Source organism: Streptomyces sp. AgN23, assembly GCF_001598115.1.
In the GTDB taxonomy this organism is placed as follows: domain Bacteria; phylum Actinomycetota; class Actinomycetes; order Streptomycetales; family Streptomycetaceae; genus Streptomyces; species Streptomyces antimycoticus.
The window spans coordinates 984,315-1,002,912 of sequence record NZ_CP007153.1 but is presented as its reverse complement, the minus strand read 5'-3'; the positions used below and the strand labels follow the sequence as shown (position 1 = coordinate 1,002,912).

Genomic DNA, 18,598 nt, shown 5'->3' with positions numbered 1-18,598 from the left:
TGTGGCAGATAGCCCCGAATGGGATCTGGCTGACGTGGGGTGGTCGTTGGTGGCTGCTCGTTCTGCGTTGTCGCATCGGGCGGTGGTGGTGGGTGTGGATCGTGATGAGTTGTTGGGTGGGTTGGGTTCGGTGGTTGTGGGGGCTGCAGTGGGTGGTGGGTTGGGTGTGGTGTTTGCGGGTCAGGGTTCGCAGCGGTTGGGGATGGGGCGTGGGTTGTATGAGGCGTATCCGGTGTTTGCTGTGGCGTGGGATGAGGTGTGTGGGGAGCTGGATCGGTATTTGGAGCGGCCTTTGGGTGAGGTGGTGTGGGGTGATGATGCGGATCTGATGGGGGAGACGGCGTATACGCAGGCGGGTTTGTTCGCGCTTGAGGTGTCGTTGTTTGCGTTGGTGTCGTCCTGGGGTGTGAAGCCGGATTATCTGCTGGGTCATTCCATTGGTGAGTTGGCTGCGGCGTGTGTGGCGGGTGTGTGGTCGTTGGAGGATGCGGCTCGGGTGGTGGCTGCTCGGGGTCGTTTGATGCAGGCGCTGCCGTCGGGTGGGGCGATGGTTTCTGTGGCGGTGTCGGAGGGTGAGGTGCGGCCGCTGCTGACCGGTGGTGTGGCTGTTGCGGCGGTGAATGGTCCCGAGTCGGTGGTGATTTCGGGGGATGCGGATGAGGTGGCCGAGGTTGCGGGTGTGTTGGCTGGTCGGGGGGTGCGGACGAGGTGGTTGCGGGTGAGTCATGCGTTTCATTCGTCGCGTATGGACGGGATGCTGGCGGAGTTCGGCGAGGTGCTGCGGGGGGTGGAGTTCCGGGCCCCGAGTGTGCCGGTGGTGTCGAATGTGTCGGGTGTGGTGGCGGGCGAGGAGGTGTGCTCCCCGGAGTACTGGGTGCGTCATGTGCGGGAGACCGTGCGGTTCGCCGACGGGCTCGACACACTCCGTGGGCTGGGCGTCAGTACCTTCCTGGAGCTGGGTCCCGATGGCACGTTGACCGCTTTGGCTGATGGTGATGGTCTGCCCGTACTGCGTCCGGGGCGTCCGGAGCCGATCGCGGTCATGGAGGCCTTGGGCGGGCTGTATGTCCGGGGCATCGAGATCGGTTGGGCGGCGGTGTTTCCGGGGGCTCGGCGTGTTGATTTGCCGACGTATGCGTTCCAGCGTGAGCGGTTCTGGCTGGAGCCGGCGGTGGTTGAGCCCGTGACCAGTGCCGTTGACGCGGCGTTCTGGGACGCGGTCGAGCGTGGGGATGCGGAGGTTCTGGGGGTCGATGCTGAGCAGCCGTTGAGTGCCGCGCTGCCTGCCTTGGCGTCCTGGCGGCGGGCGCGGCGGGAAGAGTCGGTGGTGGACGGCTGGCGGTATCGGCTTGGCTGGACGCCGGTCACGGGTGTGCCATCCGGGCAGGTGCTGACGGGGACCTGGCTCGTTGTGGTCGAGCACGGCGCTGACGGTGCCGATGTGGCCGTCGCGCTGCGGTCGTCCGGGGCCGAGGTCCGGGTCGTGACGGCGGTGGAGCCGGGCGATGTGGCGGTCGCGGGTGTGGTGTCGCTGCTGTCGGTCGAGGCGACGGTGTCGCTGCTGCAGAACCTCTTGGCCGCTGGGATCGACGCGCCGTTGTGGTGTGTGACCCGGGGTGCGGTCTCCGTGGCGGACGGGGATGTGGTGGATCCGTACGCGTCGGCGGTCTGGGGGCTGGGCCGCGTGATCGGGCTGGAGCATCCGGATCGTTGGGGCGGTCTGATCGACCTGCCCACGGAGGTGGATGCGCATGCGGGCTCCTTGCTGGCCGGGGTTCTCGCCGGGCACACCGGGGAGGATCAGGTGGCAATCCGTGCCGCTGAGGCATGGGGTGCCCGGCTGACCCAGGTGACACCGGCGGCGGACACGTCCGCCGGATGGCACGGCCGGGGAGCCGCCTTGATCACCGGGGGCACGGGTGCGCTGGGCGGTCATGTGGCGCGCTGGTTGGCCGGGACCGGCGTGGAGCACATCGTGCTGACGAGCCGACGGGGGATCGAGGCGCCCGGTGCGACCGAGTTGGTGACCGAGCTGGAGGAGCTCGGAGTCCAGGTGACTGTGGCTGCGTGTGATGTCGCCGATCGGGACGCGGTCGCGGCGTTGCTGGCAGGCATTCCGGATCTCCGGGTCGTCGTGCACGCCGCGGGAGTGCCAAGTTGGGGTGCGGTGGACAGCCTGACATCCGATGAGTTCGAGGAGAGCGTGCGATCGAAGGTTGCCGGAGCGGCGCACCTGGACGCACTTCTGGCGGACACCGATCTGGATGCCTTTGTTCTGTTCTCGTCGGTTGCGGGGGTGTGGGGGAGCGGTCGTCAGTCGGCGTATGCGGCGGCGAATGCGTTTTTGGATGGGTTGGCGTGGCGGCGTCGTGGTGTGGGGTTGGTGGCGACTGCGGTGGCGTGGGGTATGTGGGATGGCGGTGGTATGGCTGTTGGGGGTGAGGAGTTCCTGGTTGAGCGTGGTGTGTCGGGGATGGCGCCGGGGTCGGCGGTGGTGGCGTTGCGGCGGGCGTTGTGTGATGGCGAGACGGCGCTTGTGGTGGCGGATGTGGACTGGGAGCGGTTCGGGGCGAGGTTCACGGCGCTGCGTCCGAGTCCCCTGCTGAGCGAGCTGATAGCCGACACGCCCGAGCCGATCGCGTCGATGGCCGGCGAATTTGTCGCCATGCTGCGCGGGTTGTCGCGGCAGGAGCGGGATCGTGCGGTCGCGGAGCTCGTACGGACGCATGCCGCCGAGGTGTTGGGGCACCGGAACCCGACCGCGATCGACCCCGGCAGGACGTTCCAGGAGCTGGGCTTCGACTCGCTGACTGCCGTGGAACTACGGGACCGGCTCAGTACGGCTACCCAGCTGCGCTTCCCGGCTTCCGTGATCTTCGACTACCCGACCCCGGCGGCGCTCGCCGAGCATGTGTGCGGGGAGGCGCTCGGGCTGGCCGAAGAGACACAGATACCGCACACGCCGAGTGCCGTGGATGACGATCCGATCGTGATCGTCGGGATGAGCTGCCGTTTCCCGGGTGGCGTGGACTCTCCGGAGGCACTGTGGCGGCTGGTCAGCGCCGGCGACGACGCCGTGTCGCCCTTCCCCTCCGACCGTGGCTGGGATCTGGCCGGTGTGTACGACGCCGACGCCACTCGCTCGGGGCGGTCGTACGTCCGCTCGGGTGGCTTCCTCCATGACGCGGCCGAGTTCGACGCCGGGTTCTTCGGGATCTCGCCGCGTGAGGCGCTGGCGATGGATCCGCAGCAGCGGCTGCTGCTGGAGGCGTCATGGGAGGCATTCGAACGGGCCGGAATCCCGGCGTCGACGCTCAAGGGCAGCCAGACCGGTGTCTTCGTGGGCGCGTCCGCGCAGGGCTACGGCGGCGGAGACGGGCAGGCTCCGGAAGGCTCCGAGGGTTATCGTCTGACCGGCAACGCGAGCAGTGTGGTGTCCGGTCGGGTGGCCTACACGTTCGGGTTGGAAGGCCCAGCGGTCACGGTGGACACGGCGTGTTCTTCCTCGCTGGTGGCGCTGCACTGGGCGGTGCGGGCCCTGCGGTCGGGCGAGTGCTCCCTCGCCCTGGCAGGCGGGGTGACGGTGATGGCGACACCCGCCACCTTCGTGGAGTTCTCGCGCCAGCGCGGGTTGGCCGCCGATGGCCGCTGCAAGTCCTTCGCTGCTGGCGCGGATGGGACAGGCTGGTCCGAGGGCGTCGGCATGCTGCTGGTCGAGCGGCTGTCGGACGCCGAGCGGAACGGCCACCCGGTGCTGGCCGTTGTTTCCGGCTCCGCGGTGAATCAGGATGGCGCGTCGAATGGGTTGACGGCGCCGAATGGTCCGTCGCAGCAGCGGGTGATCCGGCAGGCGCTGGCGAATGCCCGTTTGTCGGCGGCGGATGTGGACGCGGTGGAGGCGCACGGTACGGGGACGACGCTGGGTGATCCGATCGAGGCGCAGGCTCTGCTGGCCGCCTACGGCCAGGACCGGGATCCGGGTCGGCCGTTGTGGTTGGGTTCGGTGAAGTCGAATATCGGTCATACGCAGGCGGCGGCGGGTGTGGCCGGTGTGATCAAGATGGTGATGGCGATGCGCCACGGCGTGCTGCCCCGGACTCTGCACCTGGACGAACCGTCGCCGCATGTGGATTGGTCGGCTGGTGGGGTGGAGTTGCTGACTGAGGAGGTGGTGTGGCCGGATGTGGATCGGCCGCGTCGGGCGGGTGTGTCGTCGTTCGGGGTGAGTGGGACGAATGCGCATGTGATCGTGGAGCAGGCGCCTGTGGTGGTGGAGGCGGCTGGGGGCGAGCGTGTGGGGCTGCCTGCTGTGCCGTGGGTGGTGTCGGGTGTGGGTGAGGCGGCGGTGCGGGCGCAGGCGGAGCGGTTGCGTGGGTTTGTGGCGGGTGATGCTGGGCTGGATGTGGTGGATGTGGGGTGGTCGTTGGTGGCTGCTCGTTCTGCGTTGTCGCATCGTGCGGTGGTGGTGGGTGTGGATCGTGATGAGTTGTTGGGTGGGTTGGGTTCGGTGGTTGTGGGAGTTCCGGTCGGTGGTGGGTTGGGTGTGGTGTTTGCGGGTCAGGGTTCGCAGCGGTTGGGGATGGGGCGTGGGTTGTATGAGGCGTATTCGGTGTTTGCCGGGGCGTGGGATGAGGTGTGTGGGGAGCTGGATCGGTATTTGGAGCGGCCTTTGGGTGAGGTGGTGTGGGGTGATGATGCGGATCTGATGGGGGAGACGGCGTATACGCAGGCGGGTTTGTTCGCGCTTGAGGTGTCGTTGTTTGCGTTGATGTCGTCCTGGGGTGTGAAGCCGGATTATCTGCTGGGCCATTCCATTGGTGAGTTGGCTGCGGCGTGTGTGGCGGGTGTGTGGTCGTTGGAGGATGCCGCACGTGTGGTGGCTGCTCGCGGTCGTTTGATGCAGGCGCTGCCGTCGGGCGGTGCCATGGTTTCTGTGGCAGCGTCGGAAGATGAGGTGCGGCCGCTGCTGACCGGCGGTGTGGCTGTCGCGGCGGTGAACGGTCCCGAGTCGGTGGTGTTGTCCGGTGATGAGCAAGCGGTTCGCGCCGTCGAGGAGGTGTTCATCGGTCGGGGGGTGCGGACGCGGTGGTTGCGGGTGAGTCATGCGTTTCATTCGTCGCGTATGGACGGGATGCTGGCGGAGTTCGGTGAGGTGCTGCGGGGGGTGGAGTTCCGGGCCCCGAGTGTGCCGGTGGTGTCGAATGTGTCGGGTGTGGTGGCGGGCGAGGAGCTGTGTTCGCCGGAGTACTGGGTGCGTCATGTGCGGGAGACCGTCCGGTTCGCCGACGGGCTCGACACACTCCGTGGGCTGGGCGTCAGTACCTTCCTGGAGCTGGGTCCCGATGGCACGTTGACCGCTCTGGCCGGTGGCGATGGTCTGCCCGTGCTCCGCCCGGATCGCCCGGAACCGACCACTGCCATGGAGGCCTTGGGCGGGCTGTATGTCCGGGGCATCCAGATCGATTGGGCGACGGTGTTCCCCGGCGGTCGACGGGTCGATCTCCCCACTTATGCCTTCCAACGGCAGCGGTTCTGGCTGGAGCCGTCCTCGGGCCAGTCCACGACCAGCGCGGTGGATGCCGCGTTCTGGGACGCGGTTGAGCGCGGGGATGCGCAGGCGCTGGGCGTTGACGAGGAACAGCCATTGAGTGCCGCGCTGCCTGCCTTGGCGTCGTGGCGGCGGGCACAGCAGGAACAGTCGGTGGTCGAAGGCTGGCGGTATCGGCTTGGCTGGATGCCGGTCACGGGTGTGCCATCCGGACAGGTGTTGGCGGGGACCTGGCTGGTCGTGGGCGAGCCGGGTGCTGACGGTACTGACGGTACTGACGGTGCCGAGGTGGCTGTCGCGTTGCGGTCGGCCGGTGCGGATGTCCGGGTCGTGAGGGCGGTGGAGCCGGGGGATGTGGGGGTCGTGGGTGTGGTGTCGTTGCTGTCGGTCGAGGCGACGGTGTCGCTGCTGCAGAGCCTCTTGGTGGCCGGGGTCGATGCGCCGTTGTGGTGTGTCACCCGGGGGGCGGTCGCGGCGGTCGATGGGGATGTGGTGGAGCCTGACCTGGCTGGAGTCTGGGGTCTCGGCCGTGTGATGGGTTTGGAGCATCCGGATCGTTGGGGCGGGCTGATCGATCTGCCGGCGGTCATGGACGATCGGGCGGGGGAGGTATTGGCCGCCGTCCTCGCCGGTGGGACGGGTGAGGATCAGGTCGCGATCCGTGCCGTCGGGATGTGGGCCGCCCGTCTGGTACGGGCGGAGCGGACCGTTGCGGTGTCGGCCGCGTGGCGTGGTCGTGGTGCTGCGCTGGTGACGGGTGGTACGGGGGCGTTGGGTCGCCATGTGGCGCGTTGGTTGGCGGGTAGCGGTGTGGAGCGGGTCGTGCTGGCGGGTCGGCGGGGGGCCGAGGCTCCGGGCGTTGCGGAGTTGGTGGCCGAGCTGGGGGATCGAGTGCGTGTGGTGGCGTGCGATGTCGCTGATCGTGAGGCGCTTGCGGCTCTCCTGGGGACGATTCCGGATCTGCGTACGGTGGTGCATGCGGCGGGTGTCCTCGACGACGGTGTGCTCGAATCGCTGACCCCGGAGCGGATCCGCGAGGTGATGCGGGTCAAGGCCGACGGCGCACGCCATCTTCACGAGTTGACCCAGGACACCGTCCTCGACGCCTTCGTATTGTTCTCCTCGGCCGCCGGGACCGTGGGCAACGCGGGCCAGGGGAGCTATGCGGCGGCCAACGCCGTTCTGGACGGACTGGCCCAGCGGCGCCGGGCCGAGGGACGGGTGGCCACATCGGTGGCCTGGGGAGCCTGGGCCGATTCCGGTATGGCTGCGGGAGTGGCGCGGTCGCAGGGCATGGATCCACAGTCGGCACTCTCCGCCCTGGGGCTGGTGCTGGCGGCTGACGAAACCACCGTGATGGTGGCCGACATCGACTGGGCGACCTTCGGGGCGCGGCTCACCGCCTCACGACCGAGCCCGCTGCTGAAGGAGTTGCTCAGGGACGTATCCATGCCGACCGGGCCGACCGGCAGCGGGGCGGCCGACGCATTCGCCACTCGCCTGGAGGCCATGGCCGAGCGGGAACGGACGGCCACCGTGCTGGACCTCGTCCGCACACATGTGGCCGCCGTACTGGGCCACGCGGCATCCGAGGCGATCGACCCGGCCCGGCCCTTCCAGGACATCGGTTTCGATTCGCTCACCGCCGTGGAGCTGCGGAATCGGCTCACCGCGGCCACCGGGGCACGCTTCCCGGCTTCCGTGATCTACGACTACCCCACCCCGGCGGCGCTCGCCGAGCATGTGTGCCGGGAGGCGCTGGGCCTGGCCGTCCGGACACCGGTCCCGGTGGCGCCACGCCCGGTGGACGACGAGCCGATCGCCATCATCGGGATGAGCTGTCGCTTCCCCGGCGGGGTGAGCTCGCCCGAGGACCTGTGGGGGCTGCTGGCCGAGGGCCGCGACGCCGTGTCGGAGTTCCCGGCGGACCGTGGCTGGAACCTGGCCGAGCTGTACGACCCGGATCCCGACCACCCTGGCTCCTCCTATGTCCGGGCGGGCGGCTTCCTCGATGACGCGGCCGCGTTCGACCCCGGGTTCTTCGGGATCTCGCCGCGTGAGGCCATCGCTATGGATCCGCAGCAGCGGCTGCTGCTGGAGGTCGCCTGGGAGGCGTTCGAGCGCGCCCATATGTCCCCCGCCGCGCTCAAGGGCAGCCGGACCGGCGTGTTCATCGGGACCAACGGCCAGGACTACGCCGCTCTGGCGAGCGGGGCCCCGCAGAGCGCGGAGGGCTATCTGGGCACGGGCAGCGCCGCCAGTGTCGCCTCGGGCCGGCTGGCGTACACCTTCGGCATCGAGGGCCCTGCGGTCACCGTGGACACCGCCTGTTCGTCGTCGCTGGTCGCGCTCCATCTCGCCGCGCAGGCCCTGCGCTCCGGCGAATGCTCCTTGGCCCTGGCCGGTGGCGCGACCGTCATGGCCACCCCGGCGGCCTTCCTGGAATTCTCCCGCCAGCGCGCACTGGCGGCCGATGGCCGCTGCAAGGCCTTCGCGGCGGCGGCGGACGGCACCGGCTGGGGTGAGGGCGCCGGCATGCTCCTGGTGGAGCGGCTGTCCGACGCCGAACGGAACGGCCACCGGGTACTGGCGGTGGTGCGTGGTTCCGCCGTCAACCAGGACGGTGCCTCCAACGGCCTGACGGCGCCGAACGGTCCGTCGCAACAGCGGGTGATCCGCCAGGCGCTGGCGAACGCCCGCCTGTCCGCCACCGACATCGACGTCGTGGAGGCGCACGGCACCGGTACCAGCCTGGGCGACCCGATCGAGGCACATGCGCTACTCGCCACGTACGGTCAGGAACGGCCCGAGGACAAGCCACTGTGGCTCGGCTCGGTGAAGTCGAACATCGGGCACACCCAGGCGGCCGCCGGTGTGGCCGGTGTGATCAAGATGGTCATGGCCATGCGACACGGCATGCTGCCGCGGACCCTGCATGTCGACGAGCCCTCGCCCCATGTGGACTGGACGGCAGGCCAGGTCGCGTTGCTCGTCGAAGCGAAGGAGTGGCCACAGGACGGCGCTCCGCGCCGGGCGGGCGTGTCCTCGTTCGGGGTCAGCGGCACCAACGCCCATGTGATCGTCGAGCAGGGGCCGGTGGCGGCCCGGCCGGATGCGGTGCACGGACCGGAGCCGCTGCCCGGGCCGTTGCCGGAGCCGCTGCCCGGGCCGTTGCCGGAGTCGGCCCCCGAGCCGTTGCCGGAGTCGGCCCCCGAGCAACTGTCCGACCAGCACCGGAGGGCGCTACCCCTGCCGTGGGTGCTGTCAGGGGCTGGAGAGGCCGGGCTGAGGGGCCAGGTCGAACGCCTCACGTCCTTCATCGATACGCATCCGGGGCTGGATCCCGCCGATGTCGGATGGACACTGGTGACCGGCCGTTCGCTTCAGTCGCACCGTGCCGTGGTGGTGGGCGCGGACCTCGCGGAGCTACGACAGGGGTTGGACGCCGTCGAGAGCGGCGGCGCCGCCCAGCCCGGTCGCGAGGTGGTGTTCGTCTTCCCGGGGCAGGGGTCGCAGTGGGCCGGGATGGCGTTGGAACTGATGGCATCCTCGCCGGTGTTCGCGAAGCGGATGCGTGAATGTGCGGATAGGTTGGCCCCGTTCGCCGAGTGGTCGCTCTTCGACGTGCTGGCGGATGAACGAGCGCTGGGCCGGGTGGACGTGGTGCAGCCGGTGTTGTGGGCGGTGATGGTGTCGCTGGCCGAGCTGTGGCGTTCGTACGGTGTGGTGCCGTCGGCGGTGGTGGGCCACTCCCAAGGCGAGATCGCGGCGGCGTGTGTGGCGGGCGCTCTGTCCCTGGCGGACGGAGCGCAGGTCGTGGCCTTGCGCAGCAAGGCGCTGCTCGCCTTGTCGGGCCAGGGCGGGATGGTGTCCGTCCCGGTGCCCGCCGACCGGCTCCGTGACCGCCCCGGGCTGTCGGTGGCGGCGGTGAACGGCCCGGCGTCCACCGTGGTGTCCGGTGCGGTCGAGGTGCTGGACGCGGTGCTCGCGGAGTTCCCGAAGGCCAAGCGGATCCCGGTGGACTACGCCTCGCACTCCCCACAGGTGGAGCGTATCGAGGAGGAGCTGGCGGAGGCGCTGGCGCCGGTCCAGCCGGGCGTTGGACAGATCGCGTTCCACTCGACGGTGACCGGACGGCTCACCGACCCCCGCTCGCTCGACGCCGACTACTGGTACCGCAACCTTCGGCACACGGTGGAATTCCAGAGCACCCTCGAAGCGCTGATGGCTCAGGGCCACACCGTGTTCGTCGAGGTCAGCCCGCACCCCGTGCTGACCGTCGGCATCCAGGACACCGCCGACGCGGTCGACACCGAGATCGTCGTGACCGGATCGCTGCGCCGCGACGACGGCGGTCCCGCCCGTTTCCTCACCGCCCTCGCCGACCTCCACACCCACGGCGTCGACGTGGACTGGCGTCCGCTCTTCGCAGGTGCCCGGACGGTCGACCTCCCCACCTATGCCTTCCAGCGCGAACGCTTCTGGCTCGAACCCGTGCGGGCGGTGACCCAGGCGTCCGGTCTGGGGCTCGGCGATATCGAGCACCCCCTGCTGGGCGCGGTGCTGCCGCTGCCCGGGACCGAGGGCGGTGTGCTGACCGGACTGCTCTCCCTGGCCGGACAGCCCTGGCTGGCGGACCACAGGCTACGGGGCACGGTGGTCTTCCCCGGCACGGGCTTCGTCGAACTCGCCCTGCAGGCCGGTCAGCACTTCGGCCACCCGGTGGTGGAGGAGCTGACCCTCCAGGCCCCGCTGGTGGTGCCGGATCAGGGCGGCGTCCAGGTGCAGGTGGCCGTCTCCGCGGCGGACGAGTGGGGCCGCAGGCCGGTCACGGTGCACTCGTGCCGCGCCGGGGAGTGGCTGCTGCACGCCTCGGGCACGCTCGGCGTCACAGAAGCCGGGGGCGCCACCGCGCCGGCCCGGTCCCTGGAGGTGTGGCCGCCCGAGGGCGCGCGGCCCGTCGACGTCTCGGGGATGTACGAGGCGATGGCGGAGCGCGGCCATGGATACGGCCCCGCCTTCCAAGGGCTGCGTGCGGCTTGGACACGCGGCGACGAGATATTCGCCGAGGTGACGTTGGAGCCGACGGCACAGGAGGTGGCGGCGCGGTGCGGTGCGCATCCCGCCCTGCTCGACGCCGCCCTGCACGGAGTGGGGCTCGGCCGCTTCCTCACCGAACCCGGCCAGGCATATCTGCCGTTCTCCTGGAGCAAGGTGGCATTGCACGCGGTCGGCGCCTCCGCCATCCGCGTGGTGCTGTCCCCGGCCGGTCCGGACGCGGTCTCGCTGGAGGTGGCCGATCCGGCGGGCGCGCCGGTGCTGTCCGTGGCGTCGCTGGCGCTGCGTCCGCTGTCAGGCCGGCAGATCGCGGACACCCGGGGCGTGGACCAGGACGCGCTGTATCGCGTGGACTGGACCGAGACGCCGCTGCCGGCCGGCACGGCCGCCGAGGCGCCGATGGAGTTCGATGACCTGGGAGACGACCTGGGACCGGACACCGCCGTGCCCGACGTCGTCGTGCTGCCCTGCGAGTCGGCCGGTGACGCGGTGTCCACTGTCGTCGGCCGGGCGCTGACGGTGATACGGCGGTGGCTCGCCGACGAGCGCTGCGCCCGGTCGCGGCTGGCCGTGCTGACACGTGGCGCGGTGTCGGCGGGTCCCGGTGAGAACGTCGAGGACCTCGGCGCGGCGGCGGTCTGGGGCCTGCTCCGCAGCGCGCAGGCCGAGCATCCGGACCGCTTCCTCCTCGTCGACCACGACGGCCACCAGGATTCCGGTGCGGTGCTCGCCGCCGCGGTGGCAGCCGGCCATCCGCATCTCGCGCTGCGCCGTGGCCGTGCCCTGACGCCTCGGCTGGCTCCGCTCACCCCTTCCGCCGCCACTCCGGCCCCCGGGGACGGGACACCGTGGCGGATGGATGTCACCAGCCAGGGCACCCTGGAGAATCTGGCCGCCGTCCCCTGCCCGGAAGCCGCCGGTGTCCTCGGCGCCGGACAGGTGCGGGTGGCGATGCACGCGGCCGGGGTGAACTTCCGGGACGTCGTGGTCGCCCTCGGCATGATCCCTGGCCAGGACGTCATCGGCAGCGAGGGCGCCGGGGTGGTGCTCGACATCGGGCCCGGTGTGTCCGGCCTGACGCCCGGTGACCGGGTGATGGGCCTGTTCTCCGGCGCGTTCGGCCCCGTGGCGCTGACCGATCACCGGCTGCTGGCGCGGCTGCCGGAGGGCTGGTCGTTCGCCGACGCGGCGGCCACGCCGGTGGTGTTCCTGACCGCCCTGTACGGACTGATGGACCTGGCCGGTCTCCGGTCCGGTGAATCGGTGCTGGTGCACTCGGCCGCGGGCGGGGTGGGCATGGCCGCGACGCAGGTGGCCCGCTGGCTCGGCGCGGAGGTGTACGCCACCGCGAGCCCGGGGAAGTGGGACGCACTGCGCGCCGGCGGACTGGCCGACGACCGGATCGCCTCCTCCCGCACCCTGGAGTTCGCCGAGCGCTTCGACCGGGTGGACGTGGTGCTGAACTCGCTCGCGGGCGAGTACGTGGACGGGTCGCTCGGTCTGCTCGCCGACGGCGGCCGTTTCCTGGAGATGGGGAAGACCGACATCCGCGACGGTGAGCGCGTCGCCGCCGAGCACGGGGTGCGCTACCAGGCGTTCGATCTCATGGACGCGGGCCCCGACCGGATCGGCGAGCTGCTCCAGTTGCTGGTGTCGCTCTTCGAGCAGGGGGTCTTCACCGCGCTGCCGACCCGGTCCTGGGATGTCCGGCAGACGGGCGACGCGCTGCGTTTCCTCTCCCAGGCACGCCATATCGGCAAGCTGGTGCTGTCCGTTCCGCAGCCGCTGCGGGAGCGGGACACCGTGCTCATCACGGGCGGCACCGGCACCCTGGGTGGGCTGGTCGCCCGTCACCTGGTCGAACGGCACGGGGTACGGGACGTCGTCCTGGCCGGACGGCGGGGGCCGGACGCCCCGGGCGCGGCCGAACTCACCGCCGCCCTGCGGGAATCGGGTGCCCAGGTGCGAGTGGTCGCCTGTGACGTGGCCGATCGGGACGAGCTGGCCCGGCTGCTGGACACCGTGCCCGAGCTGCGGATGGTGGTGCACACCGCGGGCGTGCTCGACGACGGGGTGGTGGAGTCGCTCACCCCGGAGCGGGTGCGCGAGGTGCTGCGGCCGAAGGTGGACGCCGCATGGCATCTGCACGAGCTGACGGCCGGTCGTGAGCTGGCGGAATTCGTGGTGTTCTCCTCGGCGGCGGGTGTTCTGGGCAGCCCGGGACAGGGCGCCTATGCGGCGGCGAACGCCTGGCTGGACGCGCTGATGGCCCATCGCCGGGCCGCCGGGCTGCCGGGTGTCTCCGTGGCATGGGGGCTGTGGGCCGAGCGCAGCGGGATGACGGGCCATCTGTCGGACCGGGATCTCGCCCGGATGGCCAGGGCCGGTGCCACGCCGCTTGCCACCGACCAGGGGCTCCGCCTCCTGGACAGCGCCAGGGCGGCCACCGAGGCGGTCGTGCTGGCGACACCGCTGGACGCTTCCGCGCTGCGGGCACAGGCCGATGCGGGTGCGCTGCCCGCGCTCTTCCACGGTCTGGTCCGCGCCCCGATTCGCCGCGCGACCGGCGTGGGCTCGGGCGACGACGTGTCGTCACTGCGCGACCGGATGACCGGGATGCCGGTCGCCGAGCGCGAACAGCATGTGCTCGACCTGGTCCGTACGCATGTGGCGACCGTGCTGGGGCATGGCACCCCCGCCGATGTCGACACGGCGCGTACCTTCGCGGAGACCGGATTCGACTCGCTCACGGCCGTCGAGTTGCGCAACCGGCTGCGTACCGCCACCGGGGTCAGGCTGCCGGCCACCGCGATCTTCGACTACCCGACACCAGCGGTCCTGGCCGGTCAGCTCCTCCGGGAACTGGACGGCGGCACCGTCGACGAGGCCGTGCCGACGCCCGCCGCCCCGGCTGACACCGGCCACGATCCGGTCGTGATCGTCGGGATGGCCTGCCGCTATCCGGGCGGGGTGACCTCGCCCGAGGAGCTGTGGGAGCTGCTCGACACCGGGCGTGACGCGGTCTCGGATCTGCCCGACGACCGGGGCTGGGACCTGGACGGCCTGTACAGCGCCGATCCGGACAGCACGGGCACCTCGTACGTGCGCGCCGGTGGCTTTGTCTACGACGCGGGGGAGTTCGACGCCGGGTTCTTCGGGATCTCGCCGCGTGAGGCGTTCGCGATGGACCCCCAGCAGCGGCTGCTGCTGGAAGTGGCCTGGGAGGCGGTGGAGCGGGCGGGTATCCCGGCGGCGTCGCTGAAGGGAAGCCAGACCGGGGTGTTCGTCGGCGCCGCATCGCAGGGCTACGGAACGGGAGCAGGCCAGGCGGCCGAGGGGTCCGAGGGCTATTTCCTGACCGGTGGCGCCGGCAGCGTGGTCTCCGGCCGGCTCTCGTACACCTTCGGTCTGGAAGGGCCGGCGGTCACCGTGGACACCGCCTGCTCGTCGTCGCTGGTCGCGCTGCACCTGGCGGCGCAGGCGCTGCGGTCCGGCGAATGCTCCCTCGCCCTCGCCGGCGGGGTGACGGTGATGGCGAACCCGGGCATCTTCGTGGAGTTCTCCCGGCAGCGCGGACTGGCCGCCGACGGACGCTGCAAGGCGTTCGCCGACGCGGCGGACGGCACCGGCTGGGGCGAAGGTGTGGGCCTGCTGCTGCTGGAACGGCTGTCCGACGCCCGCCGCAACGGCCATCGGGTCCTGGCGGTCGTACGGGGCTCCGCCGTCAACCAGGACGGCGCCTCGAACGGCCTGACCGCGCCGAACGGACCCTCGCAGCAGCGAGTGATCCGGGCCGCGCTGGCCAGTGCCGGGCTGGCCGCCACGGACGTGGACGCGGTGGAGGCACACGGCACCGGCACCAGCCTGGGCGACCCGATCGAGGCACAGGCGCTGCTGGCCACCTACGGGCAGGAGCGCGAACGCCCGCTGCTGCTGGGCTCGATCAAGTCGAACATCGGGCACACCCAGTCGGCCGCGGGGGTGGCCGGTGTGATCAAGATGGTGCTGGCGATGCGGCACGAGGTGCTGCCCCGGACCCTTCACCTGGACCAGCCGTCGACCCATGTGGACTGGTCGACCGGGGCGGTGGAGCTGCTGACCGAGCCCGTGGAGTGGCCGTCGGCCTCCCGCACCCGCCGGGCCGGTGTGTCCTCGTTCGGTGTGAGCGGGACCAACGCCCATGTGATCCTCGAACAGCCCCCCGCGGAGCCGGGAGCCGAGCCGGAGCCGGCACCCGAGCCCGCCCCGGCGGTGCTGCCCTGGGTGCTGTCCGGCCGGGGCGAGCACGGACTGCGGGCGCAGGCCGCCCGATTGCGGTCCTTCCTGGCCGCGCACTCCGGACCCGACCCGGCGGACGTGGGCTGGTCGCTGGCCACCACCCGTTCGGCGCTCTCGCACCGCGCCGCGGTGGTCGGGGCGGACCGGGCGGAGCTGCTGGACGGACTGGCCGCGCTGGCCGCCGGCGAGCCCACGCCGGGCGTGGTCCTGGGCACCGCGGGCCCCGGCCGGGTGGGCCTGCTGTTCGCGGGCCAGGGTGCACAACGGGCCGGTATGGGCCGGGAGTTGTACAAGACCTTCCCGGTTTTCGCGGCCGCGTGGGACGAGGTCCGCGCCGCGCTCGACCCGTATCTGGACCGTCCGCTCGACGAGGTGGTGTCCGATGCCACGGGCGCGCTGGACGCCACCGCGTATGCCCAGGCGGGTCTGTTCGCCCTCGAGGTGGCGCTGTTCCGGCTGGTGTCCTCCTGGGGTGTGCGCCCGGACTATCTGCTGGGGCACTCCGTCGGAGAGCTGGCGGCCGCGTATGTGGCCGGCCTCTGGTCCCTGGAGGACGCCGCCAAGGTGGTCGCGGCCCGGGGCCGCCTCATGAGCGCCCTGCCCCCGGGCGGCACGATGGTGGCCCTGGCCGTACCGGAGGACCAGGTGCGGCCGTTCCTGACCGACCGGGTCGCCCTCGCGGCCGTGAACGGACCGTCGTCGGTCGTGGTGTCCGGGGACGAGGACGCGGTGAGCGGTGTGGCCGACGTACTGGCCGCACGTGGGGTGAAGACGCGGTGGCTGCGGGTCAGCCACGCCTTCCACTCGCCGCTGATGGACGAGATGCTCACCGCGTTCGCCGAGGTGCTCGGCACCGTGGACTTCCGCACCACGCGGATACCGGTGGTGTCCAACCTCACGGGTTCGGTGGCGGGGGAGGAGCTGTGCTCTCCCGCGTACTGGGTGCGGCAGGTGCGTGAGACGGTGCGGTTCTCCGACGGGCTGGACCGGCTGCGGAAGCTCGGCACAGGCACCTTCCTCGAGCTCGGACCGGACGGCACCCTCACCGCCCTGGCGCAGGCCCAGATCACCGGGGCCGACGCCGAGTTCATCCCCACCCTGCGCGCCGACCGGCCCGAGCCGGTCACGGTCACCACCGCCCTCGCCCAACTGCACACCCACGGGGTGGAACTGGACTGGTCGGTAGTCTTCCCCGGCGCCCGGCGCGTCGAGCTGCCGACCTACGCCTTCCAGCGCTCCCGCTTCTGGCTGGAGCCCTCCCGTACCCCCGGCGACGCGGCCGGTCTCGGGCTCGGTGCGCTGGACCATCCGCTGGTCGGTGCTACGGTGCCACTCCCCGACGCGGACGGTGTCCTCCTCACCGGCCGTATCTCCGCCGACGCGCACTCCTGGCCGACCGATCAGCGTGGCCTGGGCGTTCCCCTGTTCCCGGCGACCGGCTTCCTGGAGCTGGTGCTCCAGGCGGGGCTGCAGTTCGACTGCCGGACGGTGGACGAACTCACCCTCCATGAGCCACTTGTCCTCCCCGAACGGGGCGGGGCCGAGGTGCAGGTGTCCGTCCGTGACGCGGACGAGTCCGGCCGCCGCCCGGTCACCGTCTACTGCCACCGGGACCAGCGGTGGGTCCGCCACGCCACTGCCGTCCTCGGCGCGGACCGGCCGCCCTCGCCGGAGCCGCACACCGAGACCTGGCCGCCCACCGGCGCCCGTCCGCTGGAGTCCACCGGGACACCGGCGTGGCGCCGCGGCGACGAGGTCTTCCTCGACATCGAGCTGCCCGAGCCGTCCGGGGCCGAGGCCGGGCGGTGGACCCTGCATCCCGCCCTGCTCGACCGGGCCTTGTCAGCGGAGGCGCTGGCCGGGCTGGTCACCGAGCCCGAGCGGACCCATCTGCCGTTCTCCTGGACGGGGGTCACCCTGCACGCGGAGGGGGCCACGCGACTGCGGGTCACCCTCGCCCCCGTCGGTTCGGACACGGTCTCGCTCCAGGTGGCCGACGCCGCCGGTGCGCCCGTGCTGTCGGTGGACTCGCTGGTGCTGCGCCCGGTGTCCGGGCAGCGGCTGCGGCAGGCCAACGCCTCACTGTTCAGGACGACGTGGACGGTGTGTCCTGCGCCGGCCGAACCGGAGCTCGGCCTCGTCCGGTGGGGGTTCGTCGGCGACCCGGACGGCTGGAAACCGGACACGCTCGGCGCGCCGGTCGCGGTCTATCCGGACCTGGCGGCCATTGAGGACGTGCCGGACGTCGTGCTCCTCCCCTGCGTGTCCGAGGGCGCGACGGCGTCCGAGGCGGCCCTCCGCGCCGCCGCTGCCGTACGGACGTGGTTGTCCGAGGAACGCTTCACCCCCTCGCGGCTGGTGCTGGTGACCCGGCGCGCGCTCGCCGTGGCCTCGGGTGAGGAGGTCGAGGACCTGGCCGCGGCCGCGGTGTGGTCGCTGGTCGAGGGCGGCCAGGCGGCCCACGCGGGACGGATGACACTCGTCGACACCGATGCGTACGATCTGCGCCTGCTGCGCGCCGCGGTGGCCGTGGGGAAGGGCCGGAGCGCGGTCCGGGCGTCGGCGGTGCTGCTACCCGACCTGGCCGCGGTGGCGGTCACCGAGCAGAACCCGCCCGCCTGGGATCCGGGCACGGTGCTGGTGACCGGCGGGTCGGCCATGGACGTGGCCCGGCACCTGATCGTCGAGCGAGGCGTGAACGACTTGGTCCTGACCGGGGACGGCGACACGGCCCGGGACGGCGGCGCGGCCCGGAACGGCGACATGGCCGGGAACGGCGACATGGCCGAGTTGGAAGCCCTCGGAGCGACCGTCCGGCTCGCCCCGTGCGATCCGGCGGACCGTCGGGCGCTGGCAGAGCTGCTGGAGACGATTCCGCGACTGCGAAGCGTGGTGCACACCGTGGCCGAGGACCCGGAGCGGACACCGGCCCACACGTTCTCCCCGGAAACCCTCCGGGCACGGCTGCGGTCGGGGCTGGAGGCGGCCTGGAATGTGCACATGGCCACCCGGGACCGGGAGCTGGACCGCTTTGTGCTGCTCACCTCCGCCGACGGGACACCGGGCCCCGCGTACGCCGACGCGCTGGCCGCCTACCGGCGGGCCCTCGGACTGCCCGCGGTCTCCGTCTCCACCGACCTGGGCCTCGCCCTGTTCGACGCGGCATGTGCCGGGCCCGGGGAGGCGGTCCGGGTCACCACCGCGACACCGGTCCCGGCACGCACTGAACCGGCCCGGCAGCCGGTGGACCAACCCGCGGCGGCCGAGGCGTCCGCGACCACGCTGCTGGAGCGGCTGGCCGGGCGGCCGGAGGAGGAGCAGGAGGAGATCCTGCTGGAGCTGGTCCGCGACCAGGTCGCGATGGTCCTCGGCCATCCGGAGGCCGCCATGGTCGACCCGGACCGGGGTTTCGTCGATATGGGCTTCGACTCGGTGGCGGCCGTGAAGCTGCGAAACCAGCTGGCCCGGGCCACCCGGCTCGAACTGCCGGCCAGCCTCACCTTCGACCACCCCACGGCCGTCGAGCTCGCCCGCCATCTGCGCACCGAAATGCTGCCCGACGACGCGGCGGCCGCCATTCTCGTGCTCGAAGAGCTCAACAAACTCGACGAGTCGATCCTCGACCTCGACCCGGCAAGCGCGGCACGGGTGCGGATCTCGGCCCTGCTCCAGGATCTGTCCGCGAAGTGGATCGAGCGGACGGATCATCCATGA

1 protein-coding gene (running past one end of the window) is annotated in these 18,598 nt (G+C 71.5%); it reads left to right on the top strand.

Annotated elements, in window-relative coordinates; genetic code table 11:
* Nucleotides 1-18,598, top strand: the 3' portion of a protein-coding gene (locus AS97_RS46845; protein WP_247204233.1) for a type I polyketide synthase. 14,867 nt of this gene lie to the left of the window's left edge; 18,598 of the gene's 33,465 nt are visible here — the last part of the coding sequence; its start codon lies beyond the left edge, outside the window; the stop codon is at nucleotides 18,596-18,598.